The organism is Methanobrevibacter sp. TMH8 (genome assembly GCF_020148105.1).
Lineage (GTDB): Archaea > Methanobacteriota > Methanobacteria > Methanobacteriales > Methanobacteriaceae > Methanobinarius.
In genome coordinates, this window is the sequence record NZ_JAHLZE010000020.1 from 58,309 (window position 1) to 82,754 (window position 24,446).

Genomic DNA, 24,446 nt, shown 5'->3' on the forward strand with positions numbered 1-24,446 from the left:
GGAAGTATTATGAGATTAGGAGATTTTTAATGCCACATAAACTATTTAAAGTTGATAAAGAGATACCTGAGAGAGAAAAACATGTTTATGTAAAACATTGTTCTGATGAAGATAATGAAATTGACTGCAATAAAAGTACAATACCTGGCTGTATGACTGAGAGAGGTTGTGTTTATGCAGGCTCAAAAGGAGTTATAACTGGAGCTATAAAAGATGTTGTCCATGTAGTCCACTCTCCAGTTGGTTGTACAACTTATGGGGGAGGAGCTAAGAGATATCCATCACAACCAAAGCTACCTGATGGAAGTGAATTTCCAATAGAAAGCTTTAATTTAAAATATATCTGTGGTACAGATTTAAAAGAGTCTGATGTTGTTTTTGGAGGAATGAAAAAGCTAAAACAAGCTGTTATAGATGCATATAAAGAATTTCCATTTGCAACAGCTATCTATTGTCATGCTACCTGTACAACTGGTTTGATTGGTGATGACATGGATGCTGTTGCAAAAGAATTGACCGATGAGCTAGGGATTGATGTTATTGCATTTAACACTCCTGGATTTGCAGGACCTTCTCAATCAAAAGGACATCATATAACAAATGACACAATGTTTGATTTAATGGTTGGAACAAAAGAACCTCCAAAAGAAACAGACTTTGATGTTAATTTAATTGGAGAATATAATATTGATGGTGATTTATGGCTTATTGAGGAATATTTAAATGAAATGGGAGTAAATGTTTTATCAAGGTTCACAGGAGATTCTTCTCATGATGAGATATGTTTTATGCATAAAGCAAAGCTAAATTTAGTTAGATGTCAAAGATCTGCAACTTACATAGCTGATCTCATCGAAGAAAAGTATGGAACTCCATATATTAAGGTGGACTTCTTTTCTACTGAATATTGTGCTGATAACCTCAGACTTATTGGTAAACACTTTGGTTTAGAAGAAGAAGCTGAAAAGGTCATAAAAAAACATTTAGATAAAGTAGCTCCTGATTTGGAATTTTATAAAGAGAAATTAAAAGGTAAAAAAGTGTGGATATTTTCTGGAGGTCCGAAAAGTTGGCATTTATCTATTCCTCTTGAAAAAGAACTAGGAATGGAGGTTACAGCTGTTGCATCTCAGTTTGAACATGAAGAAGGTTATAAAAAAATGAAAGAAAGAGTTAAAGAAGGAGTGACTATCTTAGATGATCCTAATTCATTGGAACTTGAAGAAATGATAGAGTTAGATAAACCAGATATTATATTAGCTGGTATAAAAGAGAAATATTTAGCTTATAAATATGGGGTGCCTTCTATAATGATACATTCATATGAAAATGGTCCTTATATCGGATTTGAAGGATTTTTAAACTTAGCTAAAGATTTGTATGCAAATATCTATAATCCTGTATGGAATATGTTAGAATTTGAAGGGTTTAATGAATCTGAGAAAAATAAAGAAAATATTAAAGAAAATATTAAGGAAGATATTAAAGAAGTTGATTTAGAAAAAGAAGCTGAATTTGGAGATAGTGGATTGGAGGTAGGTAAATGAGTTCTGTAAATGTTATTCCAAGGGAGAGAAGTTTAATTGTCAACCCTCTTAAAACTTGTCAACCTCTTGGAGCTATGTATGCTGTTTTAGGTGTTGAAAAAGGAATACCAATGGTTCATGGTTCTCAAGGTTGTTCAAGTTTTGTAAGATATCATCTAGCTCGCCATTTCAGAGAACCTATTGAAATTGCGGTTTCATCACTTCACGAAGCTGCAGCTGTCTTCGGTGGAAGAAAAAACATTAATATGGGGATTAAAAATATAGCTTTAAGACTTAAACCAAATCTTATTGGAGCAATTACTACTTGTTCAAGTGAGATTATTGGTGATGATGTTTTTGGTTTTGTAGATACTACTAAAAGAGAACTTAAAGAAATGGTTGAAGAAGAGAAAGAAAAAGGAACAGAGGATAACTATCATGGAATTGATGAGATAGAAGTTATTCCAATCCCAACTCCAAGTTTTGTGGGAACTCATTATACTGGATATAATGTAGCTGTTAACTCACTTATTCAAAATGTTACAAAACCAAATGATGAAGAAAATGGAAAAATTAATCTTATTCCAGGGTTACTTAATCCTGGAGATGTTAAAGAGCTAAAACATATTATGAATTCAGTTGGTATTGGCTATACAATGCTTACAGATATTTCAGACGCATTTGATGCTCCAATAAGGCCAGATAAACAAAATTCTCCATTTTTCGCAAAAGGTGGAGTAACTGTTGAAGAAATTAGAGATAGCTCAAAAGCTTCTGGTTCAATAGCTATCTGTAAATATGCTAAATCAGGAGCTGAAACTCTTCAAAATACTCATAATGTTCCAGCTATCATAGATTCTCCTCCGATTGGACTTAAGAATACTGATTTGTTTCTTAGAAATATTCAATCTCTCACAGATTGTGAAATTCCTGAAACTGTTCTTGATGAGCGAGGTTTACTTGTTGATATGATGGCAGATGTTGCAGCAAGATATTTGTTTGATAGAAATGTTGCAATTTTTGGTGATCCTGATCAAGTAACTGGTCTTGCAAGATTGGTCGGTGAATTGGGTATGGTTCCTAAAATGGTTTGTACTGGGGCTGATGAAGCGACTTTTCCAGAAGATATGGCTAAAATAGCTAAGGAAACAGGAGCTGAAATTGATGTTTTAAATGATCAAGATATGAGAGCAGTTGAACTTTATGTTAAAGATAAAGAGAATGATATAGAATTAATGATTGGTAACTCTGATGGAAGATTCTTATCATACGAAACAAAGATTCCACTCATTCGTTTTGGTTATCCTGTTTATGATAGAGTTGGCTATCATTCACATCCAATTGTAGGATATAGAGGAGCTAAACGTGTAACTGAAATGATAACTAATGCAGTTTTAGAGAAATATTATGAACCTACTCATTGGAAATTGCAACAATAGCTAATTTCATTGTTTTCTATTTTATATTTTTCATTTTTTAATATTTTAATCATGGATTATATTTAGTTGTATAAATTAGTTATAAGTTGTATGAATTAGCTATACATTAGATATATATTACCTGTATATTAGCTTAAATTAGTTATAAATTAGTTATATGCTATTGGATATTATTATATACTATTATAAGTTAGTTCAAGTTGTTATTTGATATTATATGCTGTTATTTATTATTAATTATTTATTATTATTAGAATTTGATAAAAATTTGTTGAGGTTATTTATAAAAATACATTGTTTTTTCATGAAATAATCATGAAATAATCATTAAATTGTTAGGAAATATTTTTAGGAGATATTTGTTTTATGGAAAAAAATGATTGTAATGAACAAATAATAGATACATTTGATGAACGTCAAAGTCATATGTGTATTAAAGGTGGAGGATTATCTCTTCCAGAATGCGATACTCCAGGGATTCCTGGAACAGTGACTCAGAGAACTTGTGTGTTTGGGGGAGCAAGGATAGTGCTTATGCCAATCACTGATTCAATACATCTTGTTCACGGTCCAATTGGTTGTGCATCATGTACTTGGGATATTAGGGGAAGTAAATCCTCAGGATCTAAATTATACAAACAAGGATGTTCTAGTGACCTAAAAGAAAAAGACATAGTTTTTGGAGGTGAAAGAAAGTTGTATGACTCAATAATTGAACTTAACAGATTACACAAACCTGGAGCTATTTTTGTATATGCAACCTGTGTTTCAGGAGTTATTGGTGATGATATAGTTAGTGTATGTAAAGAAGCTCAAAAAATTACAGGAATTCGTGTTATACCGGTTCAATCAGAAGGTTTCCAGGATCATAATAAAACCAAAGGTCATTGGATTGGTTGTGATGCTTTAATTGACAATGTTATCGGGACATCAGAACCAGATCCAAAATCGATAACACCTCATGATATTAATATTATCGGTGAATTTAATGTAGCTGGTGATTTATGGGGGATAGAACCTTTACTTGAATATCTTGGTTTGAATATTATAAGTACAATTACTGGAGATTCTAAAGTTGAGGATATAGCTAAATCTCACAGAGCAAAACTGAATATTGTTCAATGTCAAAAATCTTCAAACTATTTAGCTAAAAAAATGGAGAAAAAATATGGAATTCCATCTATTAAAGTTAATTTTTTTGGGATTCAAAGTACAATAAGTTCTATAACTGAAATTGTAGAGTTTTTTGGCAATGAAGAGATGAAAAATAAAGCTAATATCTTAATTGAGAATGGATTAGAGTCACTTGATGAAAAATTATATCCTTATAGAGAAAGGTTAACTGGTAAAACTGTTGGACTTTTTGTTGGTGGAAATAAGGCATGGTCATTAGTTCGAGCTTTTGAAGAGCTTGGAATGAAAGTTATAATGTCTGGAACAAAAAATGGAATAAAGGAAGATTATGAAAATATCAAAAATGTTGTAAATGAAGGAACTTTAATTATTGATGATGCAAATTCTACTGAACTTAGGAGATTGTTAGATAAATTTAAACCAGATTTACTCATTTCAGGAGCAAAAGAAAAATATATTGCTTTAAAAATGGGAATTGGATTTTGTGATTTTAATCATGATAGAATATCTGCTTTTGCAGGATTTAAAGGATTTTTAGAATTTGCAAAGGAAGTTGATGGGGCTGTTTCTACAAATGTGTGGAATGTTGTAAATAAAGGATTTAATGAATAAAATTCGAGTATTTATTAAACAGGAGTTAAATTGATGAATAATGATATAAATTATTGTGGAAATTTTCTAGATACTAAAAAAACTGAAAATGATAAGAATAATAAGATTATTGAAAATGATGAGAATAATAAAATTATTGAGAATATCGAAGATAATGAGAGTAATGAATATATAAGGAAAAAAAAGTTTGCTGTTGTAAATCCAACTAAAATGTGTCAACCAATGGGAGCTATACAAGCTATTATGGGTTTAAAAAATGCAATGCCGCTTATTCATGGTTCTCAAGGTTGTGCTACTTACATGCGTTTTCAGCTAATTAGGCACTTTAGAGAGCCAATTGAAGTAGCTTCAACTTCTCTTAATGAAAAAACAGTTATCTATGGTGGAGAACCTAATTTACTCAAAGGATTAAAAAACATTTCAGAAAAGCAAAATCCAGATATTATTTGTGTAATGAGTAGCTGTTTAACTGAAACAATTGGAGATGATATTTCTGGGATAATAGCTAAATTTCAAGATGCAAATATTGGTTTAAATCTACCTGAGATGGTTTCTGTTTCAACTCCAAGTTTTGCAGGTTCTCATATTGATGGATATGATAGTGCTGTTCTTGAGCTTGTAAGACATTTTGCTCGAGTTGGTGTAGATAATGATAAAATAAATTTAATTATGGGAAATTTATCTCCTGGAGACATTAATCAAGTTAAAGACTTAATGAATGATCTTGGTGTTGAGAGTATTATTTTAACTGATACTTCTTTAAATCTTGATGCTCCATTAGATGAGAGTACATTAGAATTGCATGAATTTGGAACTACAATTGAGGAGATTAGAGATACTCCTAATTCTAAAGCTACAATTGCCTTATCAAAACATGTTGATTCAGCTGGAAAATATCTTGAAAATAATTTTGGTGTTAAATCATTTGGAGACAAGTTGCCTATTGGGATTAAAAACACTGACGAATTTATAGGAAAAATTGTTGATGTTTCAGATATAGCTATTCCTGAGAAGATAATTCGGGATAGAGGAAGATTATGTGATATTTTAGTTGATTCTCATGCATATAATTATGGTAAAAAAGTAGCTATCTTCGGTGATCCTGATATGGTGATTGGAATAGCTTATATGGTTAGTGAAATGGGTATGATTCCAGAAATACTCTCCATTGGCGTTGAAAGTGAAAAATTCATGGAAGATGTTAAAGTTCTTTCAAAAGATATTAGCTATAAACCAATAGTTTTAAACAATAGCGACCTTTACGATTTAGAAGAATTTTTAGAGGATCATAAAAATGAACATAAAGTCGATGTTCTAATTGGAAATGCTTATGGGGCATCAATAGCTGATAAATTGAATATTCCACTATTTAGGATAGGTTTCCCAATTTTTGACAGAGTTGGAACTCAAAGAATATCTATAATGTGTTATAATGGTGGAATAAAGTTTGTTGATGATTTAACTAATATGATGATAGATCATTATTATGATAGTGAAGGATATAAGCTAATTAATGAGGATGAGGTTTATTTCAATCATAGTGATATAGAATCTTGTGAAACTCGGGATGAAATTAGTTATAATAGTTGATTAAGCAAATTATATCAATTATATCTAATTATATTTAATTATATCTTATTATACTCAATCATATCCGATTATATCTATTACATTTTATTATATCTTATTACAATTATTACATTTTATTAAATTTTATTATATTTTATTTATTTTTATGTAATAATATTAATACAGTTTGTAAATTTATTATTTAAAAAAGAAGGAGATATTATGAAGGTAGCTGTTGCATCTACTGATGGAAAAAATATAGATCTTCATTTTGGAGATGCTAATCAATTTTTTATTTTTAACATCATTGGAAAAGAATTTTTAGAATTAAGAAAAAAAGTAGAACTTCCATTAGAAGATCATTCTGAAAGATGGAGGGCGTCAATTGATTTATTATACGATTGTAAAGCATTACTATGTAAAAAAATTGGGAAAGAACCTCATATTGAACTTAGAAAAAAAGGCATTAAGGTGATTGTTATTGATTCAAAAATAGATAATGCATTAGATGAATGCTATAATCACTTGAATTTAAATATTGAATAATCATATTTAATATTTGTTTCTTAAATGAATATTTATTATATAAAATTATCTTAGTTTATTTATTTTCTTATTTTTTATTTTTCTTATCATTTTTCTTTTAATTTTCATTTTTGATTTTATTTCACGAGAAAATTTTTTTATTATTTTTTTATTATATTATTTAATTTAATAAAATTCTAATGATGAAATATGTATTTTAAAAAATATTAATTATATCAAAAATATATCAAAAATATTAAAAATATATTATAAATATATTATAAAATAGAAAAATATATAATAAGATATAGGATAATTAGTATAAACTAATTAAATTAGATTTAAAATATTTAAATAATGATTAATTAAAAATAGAGAAAATACTGGCAAAATTTCACAGTTTCCGTTAAAAATTTGATAATGTTAATGATGAGGTTTCTGTGTTGATATTTTTAAGCTTTACTTTTTTAGAGGAAGATACTTTTAAAAGTAGATAGTAAACTATAATTGTTCTTCACTTCTTCTTTTAGCTTCGAGAAGAATCTTAGTTACTTCTTTAGATCTAGCACCTTTATCTAATCTCCAGTTGGTAGCTGCATTTTCGTCTAACCAATTGGCTAAATCTTTTGGAAGTGATATATTCATTCTTGACTTTTCTGATAATTTCCAGATTCTGTCAACTTCATCTTTATTTACCATTATATCTACATTATTTTAATTTATATATATTCTTTTTGGTTTATTTCAACCAATATTTATTTACTTATACTTTTATTTTTTTACATATAAAATTTATAGAAATGTATATTTACTTATATAAACTAATTTGTGTGTATGTGTGTAATTACACATATACATAATCTTTAACACAAAGAGTTTATAAAACATTTTTATTTTAATCATTAGTTTTATCTTAAAATAGATTAAAATCTAAAAAACTATTTAATAATTTAATTAAATTCTATAATAGAATTAATTCTAATCTATTAGATATATAAATAACTTAATTAAGAATTTCAATAATAATATCTTTTTTAATTACAATAATTTATAATATTATTTTCTTAAAATTATTTTAATATTAAAAATAAATTTCATTTAATAAAAAAATAAGTTAATTTTAATAATAATCAATTAAAATTTTATTATATTCATTTAATTCAATTAATCATCTATTTAATCTAAATTAAAGCTTTATATTATTTTATTAGTAATTATAATTAATATTATTAAATTATTTATTAATTAATTATTAATTATTTTTTTAAAATTTTATAAAATTTTTACTTCAAAATTTAAAGGGATTATTACGCTTATGTGTACACACATACACACACGATAAAGTATATATATAGGTAATAATATATAGTTTAATTGCATTGTTGATGTTAAGTAACATGTTCTTTTATAAAGCAACATGTTGCTTAATGTTTTTATAAATAGTGATGTCAACTCTGCAATCATGTTGTCTTTGATTCATTAAACAAATGTACAATCATGATTTTTTACTCAAATTCATAAATTGATTTATTGGTATAATGAATTATCGATGAATTTATAAAGAAATTTATTAATTCATAATCAAATTCGTGGATAAAGCTAATTTGAACTGATGAAAATAAGTAAATTGTTAAAAAAAGATTTTATCTATTAATTATTTACTTATTTATTCATAATTGATTCATTATATGATTTAATCATTTAAAACTCTTTATTGGTATGATTGGCAGATTAATATCAATAATTAAGTTTTAAAAAATAAATAAACAAAATTTAGGTTCATGATATTCATAAATGAGGATGGATTCGTGGATTGTTAAAAATAGGCGGATTTCAATGTTTTATTAAATAAATAAGCATTAAGATTTATTTAAGGGTTTAAATCTTTCATGTTTATTCAATTCCATTGGTGTGATTCAATGGTTTATAACTTATATAATGGAGGAAAATATGAGTTCTAGAAACAATGATGGAAAAATAGTAATAGCTTTGATAATCACGTTAATAGCTTTTGGATTAGGTTCTGGTATTGGTATAACAGTAGGTATGTCTGGAGATGATTTGAATTCATCAGAGACTCATCATCCTGTTAATACTACAGTTGATGTTACTCATAATATGAGTCAGGATAATCCTAATTATGGTATGGATGTAAATTCATATAATGAATATTCAGATAATAATAGCTCTGAGGACTCTTCATCAGGTGTTTATTATTCTCAAGAAGATTTAAAGAAAAAATCCGATCAAAATAAAAGTATAGCTATAGACTAAATTTATAAAAACATTATTATGTTAAATTTATAATATAGATTAATATCATTAATAGGTTAAGTTATACAGTGATTAAATAGAGCTAACCCTGCAACTAATAATTAGTTATCTTAACCTATTATTATTATTATTATTATTAATTTTTAATTTTAGTAGCTAATAACTAGCTAATTTCCCTCCAGCATGTTATTGTTAATTATTTATTAATTTATTAACTCATTTTTTAGTTATTAGCTTTCCTAAATTTTATTAATTTTTTACTAGTTAATTCAACTTTTTATTTATTTTAAGATTTTAACTTTTACTTTTAGTTTTATTCAATTTTATTTTCAGTTTTTACTTTTAGTTATTCAATTTTATTTTCAATTTTTAGTTTCAGTTTTATTTTCAGTTTTTACTTTTAGTTATTCAATTTTATTTTCAATTTTCACAATTCCAATTTTTTAATTATAAAAGTATAAAAATCATTAGATACATAATATTATCATTATAAGTATTAAATTCGAGAATTTAGAATTTAAAATTTAAAAATTATAGAATTTAAAGATATTAGATATTAAATTTAGATATTAACTTTGAGAATTTAGAATTAGAATTTAAAAATTATAGAAATTTATTAAATTTATTAAATTAAAATTATTAATTAATTTATTAATTTAAAATTATTTATTAAAATTATTTAAGTCAGTGATGTAATGATAATTAAAGATGATATATCGAGAGGTTTTCAAAATAAAATCAAAGCAATTAGTGGAGGAATCTGTGCTGTTTCAGATGTAAAAGTTGCAGGTGTTCGTAATGGAAAATATGGTATATGTTTAATATCATCTCCAGAAAGTGATGTTGCTGGAGTTTTTACATCAAATAAAGTTACTGCAGTACCAGTTGATTACACTAAGAAAATAATAGAGGATGGGAAATTATCAGCAATTGTAGCTAATAGTGGAAATGCTAATTGTTTCACTGGTAATCAAGGAATTTGGGACTGTGAAAATATTGTTAAAAATGTTTCAAAATCCATAGATATTGATGAAAATGAAATAGCTACAGCTTCTACTGGAGTTATTGGTAGAAAAATGCCAATGGATATTATTGAAGATCTAATCAATAGAGCTAGTGAAAAACTTGAAAATTCAAATAATGCTTCAATTGATGGTGCAAAAGCTATAATGACAACTGATACTGTTTATAAGGAATCTGCTGTTGAAGTTACTTTAGAAAATGGAAAAAAAGTAAATATTGGTGGGATTTGTAAAGGTACTGGTATGATTGCTCCTAATATGGGGACTATGTTATGTTTTATAGCTACTGATGCAGAAGCTGATCAAAAAACATTAAAAAAAGCTTTAAAACAATCTGTGGATGATAGCTTTAATATGGTTGTTGTTGATGGTGATGAAAGTACAAATGATACTGTTCTTCTTTTTGCTAATGGCAAATCTAAAAATAAGATAATTCAAAGTTCTTCTAATGGATCTATATCTGATTCTGATAGCTATATTGATAAAAATTTTCAAGAAGGTTTGAATGTTCTTTGTAAAGATTTAGCTAAACAAATGGCAAAAGATGGAGAAGGAGCTACAAAATTTATAGAAGTAGAAGTTAATGGGGCAAAAACAAAATATGATGCTCAAATTGCTTCTAAATCTGTTATTGAATCCTCTCTTGTTAAAACAGCTGTTTTTGGGGGAGATCCTAATTGGGGTAGAATTGTTTCAGCACTTGGATATTCAGGAGCTTCTATGGATCCAAATAATGTTACAATAGCTATAGCTGCTAAAAAAGATTTTGTTTATTTAGTTCTTGATGGAGAACCTCTCGCTTTTGAAGGAACTGATAATCTTAAAAATGCTGAAAAATTAATGCAAAATGAGGAAATTAAGATATTCATTGATTTAAACAAAGGAAAAAATGATGCTACAGCATATGGTTGTGATTTAACTTATGATTATGTTAAAATTAATGCAGAATATACTACTTGAAAATGTATTTTTATTTATAAGGGTATCTAATTAAAGATATATTCTTAAAGATATATATTTAAGGATATATTCTTGTTATTCTTATTATTATTAAAAATTAGATTAATTAAATTTAGAATAATTTTTTATAAATTAATTGAATGTTTTTATAAACTAAAATTAGGAGAAACAAATATGCTTTCTAATAAAGTGAGTCTAAAAGAACTGAAAAAAAAGGGGAAGAATACTTCTATATATGGAAGTAGATATGTTTCTGAACCTATTCCTAAGTTTGAAATTCCAGAAGAGGGTATGCCTTCTAAAGCAGCTTATCAACTAATTAGTGATGAGTTAAATCTAGATGGAAATCCGAATTTAAATCTTGCAAGTTTTGTAACTACTTGGATGGAAGATGAAGCAGATATGTTGATTTCTCAAACCAATGGAAAAAATTTTGTAGATAATGATGAATATCCTCAAACACAAATCATACAAAATAGGGTAATAAACATGCTAGCACGTCTTTTTAATGCTCCACATAATTGTGAATTTGTAGGAACAAGTACTATTGGTTCTTCTGAAGCTATAATGCTAGGAATCCTTGCACATAAATGGACTTGGAGAGAAAATAGAAAAGCTAAATGTGCAGATTGTTCTAAACCAAATATAGTAATGGGTGCTGATGTTCATGTTGTATGGGAGAAGTTTGCAAAATACTTTGATGTTGAACTTCGTATGGTTCCAATGGAAGAAAATGAATATACTTTAACTGCAGACAATGTAAAGGAACATATTGATGAAAATACTATAGCTGTAGGAGTTGTTCTTGGGACTACTTTCACAGGACAAATAGATCAAATTCAAGAAATTAATGACCTTTTGGAAGATGTTAAAGATGAAAAAGGATGGGATATCCCTATTCATGTAGATGGTGCAAGTGGTGCATTTGTTATCCCATTTTTGGATCCTGACTTTGAATGGGATTTTAGATTGTCTCATGTAAGATCTATTAATGTTTCTGGCCATAAATATGGTCTTGTTTATCCTGGAGTAGGTTGGTTGATTTTTAAAGACAAAAAATTCCTTTCAGATGATTTAGTTTTTGAAGTTAATTATCTTGGAGGTATAATTCCAACTTTTAATCTTAATTTCTCAAAAGGAAGTAGTATGATAATAGCTCAATATTACAATCTTTTACGTCTTGGTAAGGAAGGATATTCAAATATTATGAATAATCTTATGGAAACTACTACTTATCTTGCGGAAACTCTTGAAAATACAGGTTACTTTAAGCTATTGGATGAAGAATTATCACTTCCAATTTTAGCTATTAAATTAACTGATAAAGTAGAAAAAATTGATGCTTTAGGGAATTTAGATGTATTTGAAATATCAAGAAAGCTTAGGGGACGAGGATGGTTAGTTCCAGCTTATACTCTCCCGCATAATTCTCAAAAAACTGCAGTTTTGAGAATTGTTATTAAAGAGAATTTTACAAGAGATATGGCTGATTTATTAGTTAATGATATAAAAAATATATTTAAAACTCATGAAGAAGTATCTACAGAAGATTTAGATAAGAAAAACCCTTCAATTAATATATTTTAAAATTTTAAAATTAATATAAAAATTAATATAAATATTAATATATTTTAATAATATTTTTATTAAATAAAATATCAATATTAAATAGAGTATCAATAATAAAATAATATTTAGTTGAAATAGTTATTATTAATTGAGTTATTGAAACAATTTAGTATTAAGTAATTATATGGAAATCTGATTGTATAAAAATAATTAATAGTTAAGTAATTATATGGAAATCTGATTGTATAAGAATAGTTAGTTAAGTATTATATGGGAATCTGATTGTATAAAAGCAATTAATAGTTAAGTGATTGTATATGGAAACAGTAAATATTTTGATTGAGGCATTGCCTTATATAAAGAAATTTCATCATAAAAAAATCATGATAAAGTATGGTGGACATGCTATGATTGATGAAGAAGCTATGAATTCTACAGCCCGTGATACGGTTTTACTTAAATATGTAGGTATGGAACCTATTGTAGTTCATGGTGGAGGTCCTGAAATTACTCGTTCTATGAATAAAATGGGTAAAGAACCTAAATTCATAAAAGGTCTTCGTGTTACTGATGAAGAAACAATGGATATAGTAACTATGGTTTTAGTTGGTAAAATTAGTACAGATATTGTTTCTAAAATTGGTTTTCATGGTGGAAAAGCTACAGGTGTTTCTGGAAAAGATAGCCAATTAATTGTAGCTTCAAAAAAAGCTCCACATACCATAAAGGATGAAGAAACTGGAGAAGAACATATTGTTGATTTGGGTTTAGTTGGTCAAATTGATTCTTTAAATACTGAAATTGTTCAAATGTTCACTGAAAATGATTATATTCCTGTTATTTCTCCTATTGGTGTTGATGATAATGGGGATACCTTAAATCTCAATGCTGATACAGTAGCTGGTGAAGTAGCTGCTAAATTAGATTCTGAAAAATTAATTATTCTGACTGATGTTCCAGGTGTTCTTAAAGATCCAAATGATCCTAGTAGTTTAATAAAAAAGATAAAAATTGATGAAGTTGAGGAACTTATCAAAAATGGAACTATTAGTGGTGGAATGATTCCTAAAATAGAAACTTGTGTTAAAGCTATTGAAGGAGGAGTAAAATCAGTACATATAATTGATGGTAGAGTGAAACACTCTCTACTTCTTGAGATTTTCACTACTAGTGGTATTGGAACAATGATTACTAAATAATTTCTTAGATGTTTGTTTCTTTCCTTTTTTATTTATTATCATTTTCTTAATCTATTATTTACTCTTTTTTAATCCTTTTTTCTAAATTCACTTATTTTAATTCATTTTTAAATTTTTTAATCATTTTTTAAAATACTATTTTTTCTTAAAAAATCCTTTTATAGATTTATTTTTATAAAATTATTTTTATTCTTTACTTTTCTTTTTTAGTTTTTTAATATTTAATTATCCATTTTTTATTATTTGTTATTTTTCTGTTTTCTATTTTATATTTCTTTTTTTGTTTTTTTATTGAATGAACGATAGGCAAAAGTATTTATATAAGTTTTCATAAATTATTTTTGTTCTCAGTATGTTAGATAAATATGAATTTTAGTATAATAGTTTTGCTACTTTACTAATTGTCACTGTTATTTTTTCTGTATGCTTTGGGGGGTGGGGAGCAAATTCAATGCTTTTTTGGATTTAATAAAAATTGTATAGATTTTCTATCTTTTTTTTTGATTAAAAAAAGAGTATTGTACATACATATATGATGTGACCTAATATTTTTAGGTCTTGGAGATATATTTATGGTAGAAAATATTGGGATAGCTGATAATTCTGAAGCTAAAGATATTCATGTGTTTTCTAATCCTCATTTGAAGTTTGTAGCATTTGTAATATTTTTTGTTTGTTTTTTTGCAATTGTTTCTAGTGTTAGTGCTGCGAGTTTTAATAGTAGTTCTAGTTCTTCTGATATTCAGAATTTCATAAATACTGGTTCAGGAGATGATGATATTGTTCTTGAGGAAGGCGATTATATTGATACTCTTTATAATTTGAATGTTTCAAGGAAAGTTAATATAAAATCCAATGGCCAAGTGAATATAAAAAGTAATACTGGAGGTACTCTTTTTAATATCACAGCTAGGAATGTACAGATTCTTAATTTGAATATCAGTGGCTATCAGACAGCTATATACTCAAATACTGGTGGTTTATCAGTCATAGGCAATAATATTACTACTATTGATAGTAGTATTAATATCGATGGTAGTGGTGACTTATCTGGTATATCGCTAGAGAATAATACTATAATTTCTTCTGTTAGTAGCAGTACTTATGGTGCTGTTTATGTGAATGCTAATAGTGGTTCTACTGTTGGTATTTTGGTAAAAAATAATAATATCACAGCTAATAATCCAACTAATTCTTATGGTATGGGTTTTAATGTCGCATACTGTGATAATTCACTATTTTTTGAAAACAACAACATCACAGGAAACTCAGGGATGGTGTTTATATGGATACATCCAACAGCAACAATACTATAACTTTCACCAACAATAACATCACAGGAACCTCTGGGTTTGGTGTTTCTCTGTCTGCATACAGCAGTAACAATACTATAACTTTCACCAGCAACAATATCACAGGAACCTCAGGGGATGGTGTTTATCTTTATGTGGGCAGTAGCAATAATACTATAACTCTCACCAGCAACAACATCATAGCAACAGGGGCTGGTGTTTATTTGTCTGCATACAGCAGTAACAATACTATAACTCTCACCAGCAACAACATCACAGGAACTGGGGCTGGTGTTGATTTGTCTGCACACAGCAGTAACAATACCATAAGTCTCACCAATAATAATATCACAGGAACCTCAGGGGATGGTGTTTATATGGATACATCCAACAGCAACAATACTATAACTTTCACCAACAATAATATCACAGGAACCTCGGGGGGTGGTGTTTCTCTGTCTACATACAGCAGTAACAATACTATAACTTTCACCAACAATAATATCACAGGAACCTCAGGGGATGGTGTTTATCTGTATGCGGACAGCAGTAACAATACTATAACTCTCACCAGCAACAACATCACAGGAACAGTTGCTGGTGTTGATTTGTCTGTATACGGCAGCAACAACACCGTAACTCTTACCAGCAACAACATCACAGGAACTTCAGGGTCTGGTGTTGAGTTGTATGCATACAGCAACAACACCATTTTGAATTTTATTGGGAACAATATTACTGGCATTAGTTATGCTATGTATTTTTATTCTTATGATCAGTTTAGTGGTTTGTCTTTGTTGAATAATACTTTTAAAAGTGATGATGTTGGTTTGTATTTTGTCTTAGGTGGTACTGTTTTGAGTGATATTCTTGTTAAAGGTAATACTATTTTTGCTGTTAACAAAGGTATTGGATTTGTAGAGTATAGTCCTAGTTCTGTTAATCTGACTGTTAATTATAATCGTATAATTGCTAGTGTTGGTTTAGATTTTACAACTACTGATGCTGGTAGTAATTTTGATTATAATTGGTGGGGAATAAACGATATTAGTAGTAAAATTATTAATTTTAATATTAATAATCATTATATCTTAAATATCACTAACCTCACTAGTTTAGCTAATGTTCATCATGGAGATAAAGTTAATTTTGCTTTGCTAGTTTTAAATACTACATTAACTAATGTTGGTGTTGAAAACTTACCTTACTTTGTCATCACTGGACTTTTTAATGGTGAAAGCTATAATACTACTACTGATGATCTATTTGTTCATCAATTCACTATTCCAAGTGGAGGAATACAAACTATTGATGATTTGTTAGATGAACAGTATGTTTCTTTAGAGTTTAATGCTTCTAAAGGTAATACTAGTTCAACTATTGTTGTTCCAGATAATGCTAGTACTAGTAAGACAGTTGATATTATTGGTATAGCTACTGATAATGATGGTAATCCTTTAGCTAATATTGTAATTACTGTTACTGTTGATGGAGTTACACATAATGTGACAACTGATAGTAATGGTCGTTGGTATTTAGCTTATAAACCAACACGCACTGGAAATGTTAATGTTTCTGTATTTTGGACAGGAAACAATGATTATAATGGATTTGAAAATAGTACTCATTTCAACGTAAAAAAAGGTAATATTAATGTATTTATTACTGTTATTGAGAATTCTGATGGATCTGTTACTATTGTAGCTAATGTCACTAATGAAGATGGTGATCCTTTAGCTGATTTCCCAGTTGATTTTATTTTAAATGGTAAAAGTGTAGGTAGTAAAACTACTGATAAAAATGGTATTGCATCTATAACTATACCTGCAAATAAGCTCAAAAATGGTAAAAACATTATAACTGTAAAAGTTAGTGGAGGTAGCAACTTCAATGATGCTGTAGAATCTACAGAATTTACAGTATCAGTTAATGGTAATAAATCTAGTGATAATCCAGTATCTAATGCTGCTATGAAAAAAACAGGAATGCCTATATTTGTATTGTTTGTGTTAGCTATCTTTAGTCTATTAGCTTATAGAAGAAAAAAATAGTAAAAAATATAAAAATTTAATTTAAGTAAGTTGATTATATTTATTTATTAATTAAATAGGTTTATGAATCAACTTATGTTTTTATTTTTAAAATAATAATTATAATATATAGTATAATTCAAGGATTAAAATCAGTTAGATTCTTGCTATAAAAGCTTATTTTTAATGATAATTATAAAAATAAATCAAATTAATTGTTTTAATTCATTTTTAATAGCATCAGCCATATCCATTGTTTTAGAATTTCCTCCTAAATCGGGAGTAGCTACTTTTTTAGTTTTCAAAACATTTTCAACAGCTAATCTAATTTGATCACCGTAATACTTTTCTTTTAAAAAGTCTAACATCATAGCTATTGATAAAATCATAGCTATGGGATTAGCTATATTTTGTCCAGCTATATCAGGACCAGAGCCATGGACTGGTTCAAATAATCCATTATTATCTCCTACATTAGCTGAAGGTGAAAGTCCAAGGCCTCCAACTAGACCTGCTGCTTCATCAGAAATAATATCTCCATATAAATTACTTGTAACAATAATTCCAAATTCTTGAGGTTTTGTAATAAGATACATTGCTGTTGCATCTATGTAATAATCATTGACAACTATATTTTGATTAATTTTGGAGTAATCTTTAGCTATATTATAAAAAGCTTCTTTAAATATTCCATCGGTTTTTTTTAATACATTTGCTTTATGGACACATGTAACTCTTTTTCTATCTTCCTCAATAGCTTTTTTAAATGCATAATTACAAATTTTTTCACTAGCTCTTTTAGTTATTACTCTAGTAGCTATTGATTTAATAGTTTTAAATTTTTCTTTCTCTTTTTTTTCTTCTAGGGATTCTATTTGAGAATATAATCCTTCGGTGTTTTCTCTAACAATTAGAAAGTCAAGATTTTGGAATAGGGAATTAACTCCTTCAAATGACTTTACTGGACGTAAATTAGCGAATACATCAAGTTCTTTTCTTAAAGTAATTATTGGACTTTTTTCTCCATGAGTTGATGTAATAGCTCCAAATAGTGTAGCTGAACTGTTTTTTGCAATTTTTACAGTTTCTTCAGGAATTGTTAATCCTGTCTTTTGAAAATATTCATCTCCTGCATGAGCTTCTATATAATCAAAATTTAAATCTAATGATTCGAGTATGGTCAACCCTGCTTCCATAACTTCTTTTCCTACTCCATCTCCACCAATTGTAGCTATCTTTTTCATGATTTTATCCCATTTTTATTAAAATTTCCCATTTTTATTAAAATTTAATTTTATTAATTTTATAAATTTATAAATTAATTATATTAATTAAATTTATTAATTATATTAATTTGATAATTATATTATATAATAGTACTTTTATTTGTATTTAAGATTAATTACAATTAACTATTGATATGTCTAAATCTTAATAGTTAATTATTTATCTTATTAAAATAATAGTATTCATAATATATTGCTAATAGTTCGTGCCATTAATTATTAGAATTATAAATTTATTAAAATAATTAAATGTATTTTTAATAATTTTCATTTAAATTAACTTTTAATTTTATAATTTTAATTATATAAAACTGTTCGTACATTATGAAAGTATATATATTACATTTAAGTATATAATATATTAAGAAATATATAGATATTAAAAAAATTTAGATAAGGAGTTATTAGTATGGAAAAATCAATACAAGAACTTATTCAAGATTTAAATGATGATGATGAGTTTGTTCAAGAAGAAGCTTTTGGTCTTCTAGAAATCAGGTCTGAAGAATCTCTTGAACCATTAATAGAAGTTTTATCTACGAAAGGCACTACTAAAAATGTAAAAGAATTTTCTGCAAGATTATTAGGTGTAATTGGTGATGAAAAAGCAATTGATCCTTTAATAGCTACTTTGAGAGATAATAATAAGCTTGTAAGAAGAGAAGCTTCTACTGCATTAAGTCGAATGGGTGATAATGCAGTTGAACCATTGATTAATATTTTAGATGATGATGATTGGAGAGTTAGAGGTGCAGCTGCTTGGGCACTAGGAAAAATTGGCGATAAACGTGCAATTGAACCTCTAAAAAATCTTTTAGATGATGAAAGTGGTTTTGTTAGAACTGGGGCTAAATTCGCAGTAGATAGTATTGAGAATACTTAATTCTCTTTATTTTTTATTATTTCTTAATTAATTTGTTTTAATCGGATTCTATTACTTTTTTATCTCATTTTTATTCATTTTTATTATTAATCTCATTTTTATTTATCTTTTAATTTTTCTTTCAATTTTAAAAGATTTCAATATTAAATTTCAATATTAAATATTCTAAATATAAATAATATAGATAATATAATATATTAAATATAAAATATAATTGAATATAATAATATAATTGAATGTACAATATTATTGAATATTCAATATAATATAATTGAATTGTTTATATTCTATTGATTTGATTTTGAATAATAAAAATAATCTATTTTTATGAAATTTTTTTAAACAATTTCTATAAAAAACTTTTTTAATGCTATGTTTATTCAGAAAAAGTAAGTAGTAGGAAATCTATTTCCGGTAAATTTATATATGAGAACATACAATAGTAGTAATGCTGATAATTAATTATATAATATATTCTGTATTGTATTCCTTTCAATTATCATAATTATTGTTTTTAGCTATTTATTTGATTTAATGTCGAACTAAACTGTTTAGTCAGTAATTTGAAACTGTAGCTTTACATAATAATTAAAAATTTAATACTAGCTTAGATTTCCTACTGATAGTTTTAAATTCAAAAATTTTTTAAATTATTGAATATAAATAATAATATAATAATTATTTAAATTTTTAATATTTCATAATATATTTTAAATTTTATATTATATTTTTTATAATTTATTAAAAATTATTAAAAATTAATTAAAAAATATCATATATTATGTTAAATGTTATATTAGAAATATTATATTAGATTTATATTTATTAATTTACAACAATCTCAAGGAAGTCGATTATGATTAAAATAGGAATATTAAACCTACAAGGTGCAGTAAGTGAACACCTTGAAATGACTCAAAAAACTATTGAAAGGATGAATATGGAAAATGAAATTATAGCTATCCCAGTAAGATACGCTGATGAAGTAGCTCAATGTAATGGAATTATCATTTCTGGTGGAGAAAGTACAGTTATTGGTAAACTTATTAAAGAAAGAGGGATTGATAAAGTAATTAAAGATAATCAAATTCCTGTTTTTGGAACTTGTGCTGGAATGGTTCTACTTTCTAAAAAAACCGATTATGATCAAGAAATTCTTGGAATCATGGATGTTGAAGTAAAAAGAAATGCATTTGGCAGACAAAAAGATTCTTTTGAAAACGAAGTCAATATCTTTGGAACTACCTATCCTGGTGTTTTCATAAGAGCTCCTGCGGTTTCATCTATTCTTGATAGTAATGCTGATAATAATCTCAATAATGAGGATATTAATGCGGTAAATAATCTTGATAAAGTTGAAATATTGTCTGAACTTGATTCAAATATTGTAGCTGTAAAGCAAGGAAATAATATGGCAATGTCTTTTCATCCAGAGCTTACTTGTGATACTAGATTACATGAATATTATCTTAATGAAGTTATAAAATTGAATAAAAATGTTTAAATTAATATATTATCTTAATGAAGTTATAAAATTAAATTTAGGAGAGGTTTCCATTGTGTGGAATAGCTGGAATCGTTTATAAAGATAAAAAATTACATAATGTTGGAGATGATATGACAAAGATGTTACATGCTCTTCAACATAGAGGACCAGATTCTGCAGGATTTGCAATCTACGGAGGAATGGGTCTTGAAGAAAATGAATATATTTTAAATATTCAAGTAGCTGATAAAAAAGGATTACTCCATACTGTTCAAGATGCTATTAATGTTAAAACTCCTATTAAAGAGGATGAAATTATTCCTTCTATAGATGAATCATTCATATATAAGTGTAAAATAGCTCTTGATAACTTTCATGATTTAAAACCACTTATTACTAGTATTGATAGTATTGGTGATAGTATGACTGGATTTAATGTTTGCAGGGCTAATGCTGATAGTGATGTTATTGTTTTAAATGGAAGCCATTCTTTCCAAATGATAAAAGATGTTGGTTCTGTTTATGAAATAGCTGATCGTTATAATACTCGTGATATAAAAGGAACTCATGGTATTGGTCATACTAGATTTTCTACTGAAAGTAATGTAGATCGTTATCACGCTCACCCATTTCAAACTTATATTGTAAAAGATATAACTGTTGTTCATAATGGTCAAATTACAAATTATTGGAAAGTAAGAGATCCATTAGAGAGAAAAGGACATAAATTTGAAACTAACAATGATACAGAATGTCTTGTACATTACATAGCTGATAAGTTAGATACAGGTTATTCTCTTGAAGAAGCTTTAGAACAATCTGTAGAAGATATGGATGGTCCATTTTCTTATATTATTGGAACTCCAAATGGTATTGGAATAGCTAAAGATAAATTAGGTTTACGTCCTGGAATTATGGCAGAAAATGATGATGTTTTTGCTATAGCTTCAGAAGAAATAGCTCTTCATGAAGTTATGGATACTCGTGATGTTGAACAAATTTCTCCTGGAGAAGTAAGGGTTTATGAAATATAGCGAGGTTGTTAGATATGGATTCAAATAATTTGAGTAATGATAATAAAGACATTACTAAAGATAATGATCATGTTGATCATGAACAAAAAATTTTTGAGTTAGATTTTTCATCAATGACTCCTCGTGAAGCTAACCAAAAGATTAAGGAAATAGCTAATCAATGTAATAAAATTGTCATTAAAAATCCAAATGCAATGCATTATCTCATAGCTGGTCTAACTCAAGAGGCTCATATTGAAATTAATGGGTCTGCTGGTTACTTTGTTGGAACTATGTTGGATAAAGCTCATCTAACTATCCATGGAAATGCTGGATGGTTTGCAGGAGACAATATGACTGGTGGGGAAATCATAGTAGAAGGTTCTGCAGGTGATGGTGCAGGTCAAGGAGTCTATGATGGAACTTTAGTAGTTCGAAATGGTGTTGGATCCCGTACTGGAGAGATAATGAAAGGTGGCACCGTTATTGTTGGTGGAGATTCTGGTTTTATGACTGGAATTTTCATGATGGGTGGACGTATAATTGTTCTTGGAAATCTTGGTGAAGATGCTGGTGAATCTATTATTAGAGGAGCTATCTATGTTAGAGGTTCTGTTGAAAGTTTAGGTCAAAATGCTAATCTTGTAAATATTGATGAAAATGACCTAAATGAACTTAAAGATGTTTTAACTCATTATAATTTTGATTTAAATGATGATGATTATAAAAAATTTAGAAAAATAATTCCTAAAAGTAAAAGACCGTTTTATGGTAATGAAGAGGAAGAAGACTGTTATTGTGATTAAATGGTTTAATTATATTATTTAGCTAATAAATGAAATAGGAGGGAAAATATGCCTTTTAAAGTGGAAAAAGATTTATTTTTATGTAAAAGAAATTTTGATCGCCCAGGATGTTGTTGGTATTTATGTGATGATAGAGATGAAAATATATGTAACAAATGTTTTTCTTGTTTAAACAACTGTCCGCATGGCGTTTATGAAATGATTAATGGAGATCCGTATCCAACTCATACTAAAAATTGTGTAGGTTGCAGAATCTGTGAAGAAATGTGTCCTAATAATGCTATATCTGTAAGTGCTATTTCAAATGATAAAAGAGGAATTTGGTCTTATAATACAATGAATGAGATTTCAAGAAAGGCACATGTAGGATCTTATAAAATTAGAAGTACTGGATCTACAAGATCTCTTCCAACTTTCGATGACTTAGTCATTACTCCGGCTCAAGTTTCAAGACCTCCTATTGATAAATATCGAGAACCTTGTGGAACAAATGTTGTTCTCGGAAGTAGATTTGCAGAAAAACCACTTGAACTTGAAACACCTATTATGATTGGAGCAATGTCTTTCGGTGCTCTTAGTAGGGAAGCTAAAATGGCTTTAGCTATTGGTTCTTCTCTTGCAGGAACAGCTACAAATACTGGTGAAGGTGGAATGCTTCCAGCTGAAAGGAGATTAGCTAATAAATTAATTGCTCAATATGCTTCAGGTAGGTTTGGTGTTTCTGCTGATTATTTAAATAGTGCTGATGCTGTTGAGATTAAAATAGGTCAAGGTGCAAAATCTGGAATGGGTGGACACTTACTTGGTGAGAAAGTTACAGCTGAAGTTTCAAAAATTAGAAATATTCCAGAAGGTGCTGATGCATTATCTCCAGCTCGTCATATGGATATAGTTGGTCCAGAAGATTTATCCATGAAAATATCTCAACTAAGAGAAATCACTAACTGGCAAGTACCAATTATGGTTAAATTTGCTGCTGGTCGAGTAGCTGATGATGTTAAGATTGCAGCTAAAGGTGGAGCAGATATTATTGTTGTAGATGGTATGCAAGGGGGTACTGGTGCAGGTCCAGATGTTATTATGGAACATGCTGGAATTCCAACTCTTGCAGCTATTGTTGAAGCTGACAATGCACTTAAAGAGGTTAATCTTAGAAGTTCTGTTAATCTTGTTGCTGGTGGAGGAATCAGAAATGGAGCTGATTTAGCTAAAGCTATAGCTCTTGGAGCTGATGCAGTTTACATAGCTACTTCTGCACTCATTGCTATTGGATGTAAAACTTGTCAAATGTGTTTCAAAGGCAATTGTAGAAAAGGAATAGCTACTCAAGACATGACTTTACGTCACAGACTCAATTATAAAGAAAGAGGAATTGAATTAGCTAGATATATTAATGCTATGACAGAGGAAGCTTGTATGTTAGTTCAACAAGGTGGAAACACTCATCTTAGCAAGATTGAAAAACAAGATCTTAAATCTCTTTCCTTAGAAGCTAGTGCTTTAACTGGTGTAAAAATGGCTGGTGCAAAGTAATTAGCTACTTTATTTTTTTTATTTTTTATTTACTATTTTTTCATTTTTTATATTTTTTTCATTGATTGTTCTTGTTTTTTGGTTTTCATGTTTATATTTTCCATTGGAAAATATTTATTACAAAATCGTTATATTTATATAATATGTTTATCTTAAATCATATTAGTAAAAAACATATTACAAGTTTGATTTGTGAATTGAGGAATTTTGTTGGGTTATGATTTCTCTTTTCAATGTTGTAAGTTGTATGTTTTTTTTATTTACTTCGTTTAATTTCTGTTAAACGAA

18 protein-coding genes are annotated in these 24,446 nt (G+C 27.7%); 16 read left to right on the forward strand and 2 right to left on the reverse strand.

Translation table 11 applies throughout. The annotated features are described in order from the left end of the window. Positions 1-29: 29 nt before the first annotated feature. From KQY27_RS04000 to KQY27_RS04020, 5 genes are all read left to right on the forward strand, one after another. Positions 30-1,547, forward strand: a complete 1,518-nt coding sequence (locus tag KQY27_RS04000) for a nitrogenase subunit alpha (RefSeq protein WP_224425289.1) — start codon at positions 30-32, stop codon at positions 1,545-1,547. Continuing rightward, positions 1,544-2,965, forward strand: a complete 1,422-nt coding sequence (locus KQY27_RS04005) for a nitrogenase component 1 (RefSeq protein WP_224425290.1) — start codon at positions 1,544-1,546, stop codon at positions 2,963-2,965. The genes KQY27_RS04000 and KQY27_RS04005 overlap by 4 nt, the downstream gene beginning before the upstream one ends. 366 nt (positions 2,966-3,331) lie before the next feature. Beyond that, entirely contained in the window at positions 3,332-4,711 is a 1,380-nt protein-coding gene (nifE, locus tag KQY27_RS04010; RefSeq protein ID WP_224425291.1) for a nitrogenase iron-molybdenum cofactor biosynthesis protein NifE, read from the forward strand. 33 nt (positions 4,712-4,744) lie between these two features. Next, positions 4,745-6,301 carry a nitrogenase iron-molybdenum cofactor biosynthesis protein NifN gene (nifN, locus tag KQY27_RS04015; RefSeq protein WP_224425292.1) on the forward strand — a complete coding sequence of 519 codons (1,557 nt, stop codon included), beginning with the start codon at positions 4,745-4,747 and terminating at the stop codon, positions 6,299-6,301. Positions 6,302-6,502: 201 nt separating this feature from the next. Then, positions 6,503-6,826 (forward strand): NifB/NifX family molybdenum-iron cluster-binding protein, encoded by a 324-nt coding sequence (locus KQY27_RS04020; RefSeq protein WP_224425293.1) that lies wholly within the window; start codon positions 6,503-6,505, stop codon positions 6,824-6,826. A gap of 480 nt (positions 6,827-7,306) precedes the next feature. On the opposite strand, the gene KQY27_RS04025 is transcribed toward KQY27_RS04020, so the two are convergent. Then, positions 7,307-7,504: a hypothetical protein gene (locus tag KQY27_RS04025; RefSeq protein ID WP_224425294.1), complete on the reverse strand. Its 198-nt coding sequence runs from the start codon at positions 7,502-7,504 to the stop codon at positions 7,307-7,309. Positions 7,505-8,755: 1,251 nt separating this feature from the next. On the opposite strand from KQY27_RS04025, the gene KQY27_RS04030 reads away from it, so the two are divergent. The 6 genes from KQY27_RS04030 to KQY27_RS04055 all read left to right on the forward strand — a co-directional run bounded on the left by KQY27_RS04030 (position 8,756) and on the right by KQY27_RS04055 (position 17,172). Beyond that, complete coding sequence (locus tag KQY27_RS04030; protein ID WP_224425295.1) at positions 8,756-9,079, forward strand: hypothetical protein; 324 nt, start codon at positions 8,756-8,758, stop codon at positions 9,077-9,079. 695 nt (positions 9,080-9,774) lie between these two features. After that, entirely contained in the window at positions 9,775-11,061 is a 1,287-nt protein-coding gene (argJ, locus tag KQY27_RS04035; RefSeq protein WP_224425296.1) for a bifunctional ornithine acetyltransferase/N-acetylglutamate synthase, read from the forward strand. 174 nt (positions 11,062-11,235) lie between these two features. Continuing rightward, positions 11,236-12,648 (forward strand): glutamate decarboxylase, encoded by a 1,413-nt coding sequence (locus KQY27_RS04040; RefSeq protein ID WP_224425297.1) that lies wholly within the window; start codon positions 11,236-11,238, stop codon positions 12,646-12,648. 299 nt (positions 12,649-12,947) lie between these two features. Then, a complete protein-coding gene (gene argB, locus KQY27_RS04045; RefSeq protein WP_224425298.1) occupies positions 12,948-13,829 on the forward strand; it encodes an acetylglutamate kinase in 882 nt (293 codons plus the stop codon). A 572-nt stretch (positions 13,830-14,401) separates the two neighbouring features. Then, complete coding sequence (locus KQY27_RS04050; RefSeq protein WP_224425299.1) at positions 14,402-15,145, forward strand: hypothetical protein; 744 nt, start codon at positions 14,402-14,404, stop codon at positions 15,143-15,145. Continuing rightward, entirely contained in the window at positions 15,115-17,172 is a 2,058-nt protein-coding gene (locus KQY27_RS04055; RefSeq protein ID WP_224425300.1) for a right-handed parallel beta-helix repeat-containing protein, read from the forward strand. The genes KQY27_RS04050 and KQY27_RS04055 overlap by 31 nt, the downstream gene beginning before the upstream one ends. Before the next feature lie 185 nt (positions 17,173-17,357). On the opposite strand, the gene aksF is transcribed toward KQY27_RS04055, so the two are convergent. After that, a complete protein-coding gene (gene aksF, locus KQY27_RS04060) occupies positions 17,358-18,395 on the reverse strand; it encodes a homoisocitrate dehydrogenase (protein WP_224425301.1) in 1,038 nt (345 codons plus the stop codon). 451 nt (positions 18,396-18,846) lie between these two features. Between aksF and KQY27_RS04065 the strand changes: the two genes are divergently transcribed. The 5 genes from KQY27_RS04065 to KQY27_RS04085 all read left to right on the forward strand — a co-directional run bounded on the left by KQY27_RS04065 (position 18,847) and on the right by KQY27_RS04085 (position 24,158). Then, positions 18,847-19,320: a HEAT repeat domain-containing protein gene (locus tag KQY27_RS04065; RefSeq protein ID WP_224425302.1), complete on the forward strand. Its 474-nt coding sequence runs from the start codon at positions 18,847-18,849 to the stop codon at positions 19,318-19,320. An 856-nt stretch (positions 19,321-20,176) separates the two neighbouring features. Beyond that, positions 20,177-20,824 carry a pyridoxal 5'-phosphate synthase glutaminase subunit PdxT gene (pdxT, locus tag KQY27_RS04070; protein ID WP_224425303.1) on the forward strand — a complete coding sequence of 216 codons (648 nt, stop codon included), beginning with the start codon at positions 20,177-20,179 and terminating at the stop codon, positions 20,822-20,824. 53 nt (positions 20,825-20,877) lie between these two features. Next, positions 20,878-21,840 carry a glutamine amidotransferase gene (locus tag KQY27_RS04075; protein WP_224425304.1) on the forward strand — a complete coding sequence of 321 codons (963 nt, stop codon included), beginning with the start codon at positions 20,878-20,880 and terminating at the stop codon, positions 21,838-21,840. A 113-nt stretch (positions 21,841-21,953) separates the two neighbouring features. After that, positions 21,954-22,625: a GXGXG domain-containing protein gene (locus tag KQY27_RS04080; RefSeq protein WP_224425308.1), complete on the forward strand. Its 672-nt coding sequence runs from the start codon at positions 21,954-21,956 to the stop codon at positions 22,623-22,625. 48 nt (positions 22,626-22,673) lie between these two features. Beyond that, positions 22,674-24,158, forward strand: a complete 1,485-nt coding sequence (locus tag KQY27_RS04085; protein WP_224425305.1) for a glutamate synthase-related protein — start codon at positions 22,674-22,676, stop codon at positions 24,156-24,158. Positions 24,159-24,446: the final 288 nt, after the last annotated feature.

Bases quoted from the DNA above. Each gene is read 5' to 3' on its own strand.
- nifN (WP_224425292.1), top strand. From the start codon at position 4,745: ATGAATAATGATATAAATTATTGTGGAAATTTTCTAGATACTAAAAAA.
- KQY27_RS04055 (WP_224425300.1), top strand. From the start codon at position 15,115: ATGGATACATCCAACAGCAACAATACTATAACTTTCACCAACAATAAC.
- KQY27_RS04080 (WP_224425308.1), top strand. From the start codon at position 21,954: ATGACTCCTCGTGAAGCTAACCAAAAGATTAAGGAAATAGCTAATCAA.
- KQY27_RS04065 (WP_224425302.1), top strand. From the start codon at position 18,847: ATGGAAAAATCAATACAAGAACTTATTCAAGATTTAAATGATGATGAT.
- KQY27_RS04085 (WP_224425305.1), top strand. From the start codon at position 22,674: ATGCCTTTTAAAGTGGAAAAAGATTTATTTTTATGTAAAAGAAATTTT.
- argB (WP_224425298.1), top strand. From the start codon at position 12,948: ATGGAAACAGTAAATATTTTGATTGAGGCATTGCCTTATATAAAGAAA.
- KQY27_RS04030 (WP_224425295.1), top strand. From the start codon at position 8,756: ATGAGTTCTAGAAACAATGATGGAAAAATAGTAATAGCTTTGATAATC.
- KQY27_RS04005 (WP_224425290.1), top strand. From the start codon at position 1,544: ATGAGTTCTGTAAATGTTATTCCAAGGGAGAGAAGTTTAATTGTCAAC.
- argJ (WP_224425296.1), top strand. From the start codon at position 9,775: ATGATAATTAAAGATGATATATCGAGAGGTTTTCAAAATAAAATCAAA.
- KQY27_RS04000 (WP_224425289.1), top strand. From the start codon at position 30: ATGCCACATAAACTATTTAAAGTTGATAAAGAGATACCTGAGAGAGAA.
- nifE (WP_224425291.1), top strand. From the start codon at position 3,332: ATGGAAAAAAATGATTGTAATGAACAAATAATAGATACATTTGATGAA.
- KQY27_RS04040 (WP_224425297.1), top strand. From the start codon at position 11,236: ATGCTTTCTAATAAAGTGAGTCTAAAAGAACTGAAAAAAAAGGGGAAG.
- KQY27_RS04020 (WP_224425293.1), top strand. From the start codon at position 6,503: ATGAAGGTAGCTGTTGCATCTACTGATGGAAAAAATATAGATCTTCAT.
- aksF (WP_224425301.1), bottom strand. From the start codon at position 18,395: ATGAAAAAGATAGCTACAATTGGTGGAGATGGAGTAGGAAAAGAAGTT.
- pdxT (WP_224425303.1), top strand. From the start codon at position 20,177: ATGATTAAAATAGGAATATTAAACCTACAAGGTGCAGTAAGTGAACAC.
- KQY27_RS04050 (WP_224425299.1), top strand. From the start codon at position 14,402: ATGGTAGAAAATATTGGGATAGCTGATAATTCTGAAGCTAAAGATATT.
- KQY27_RS04025 (WP_224425294.1), bottom strand. From the start codon at position 7,504: ATGGTAAATAAAGATGAAGTTGACAGAATCTGGAAATTATCAGAAAAG.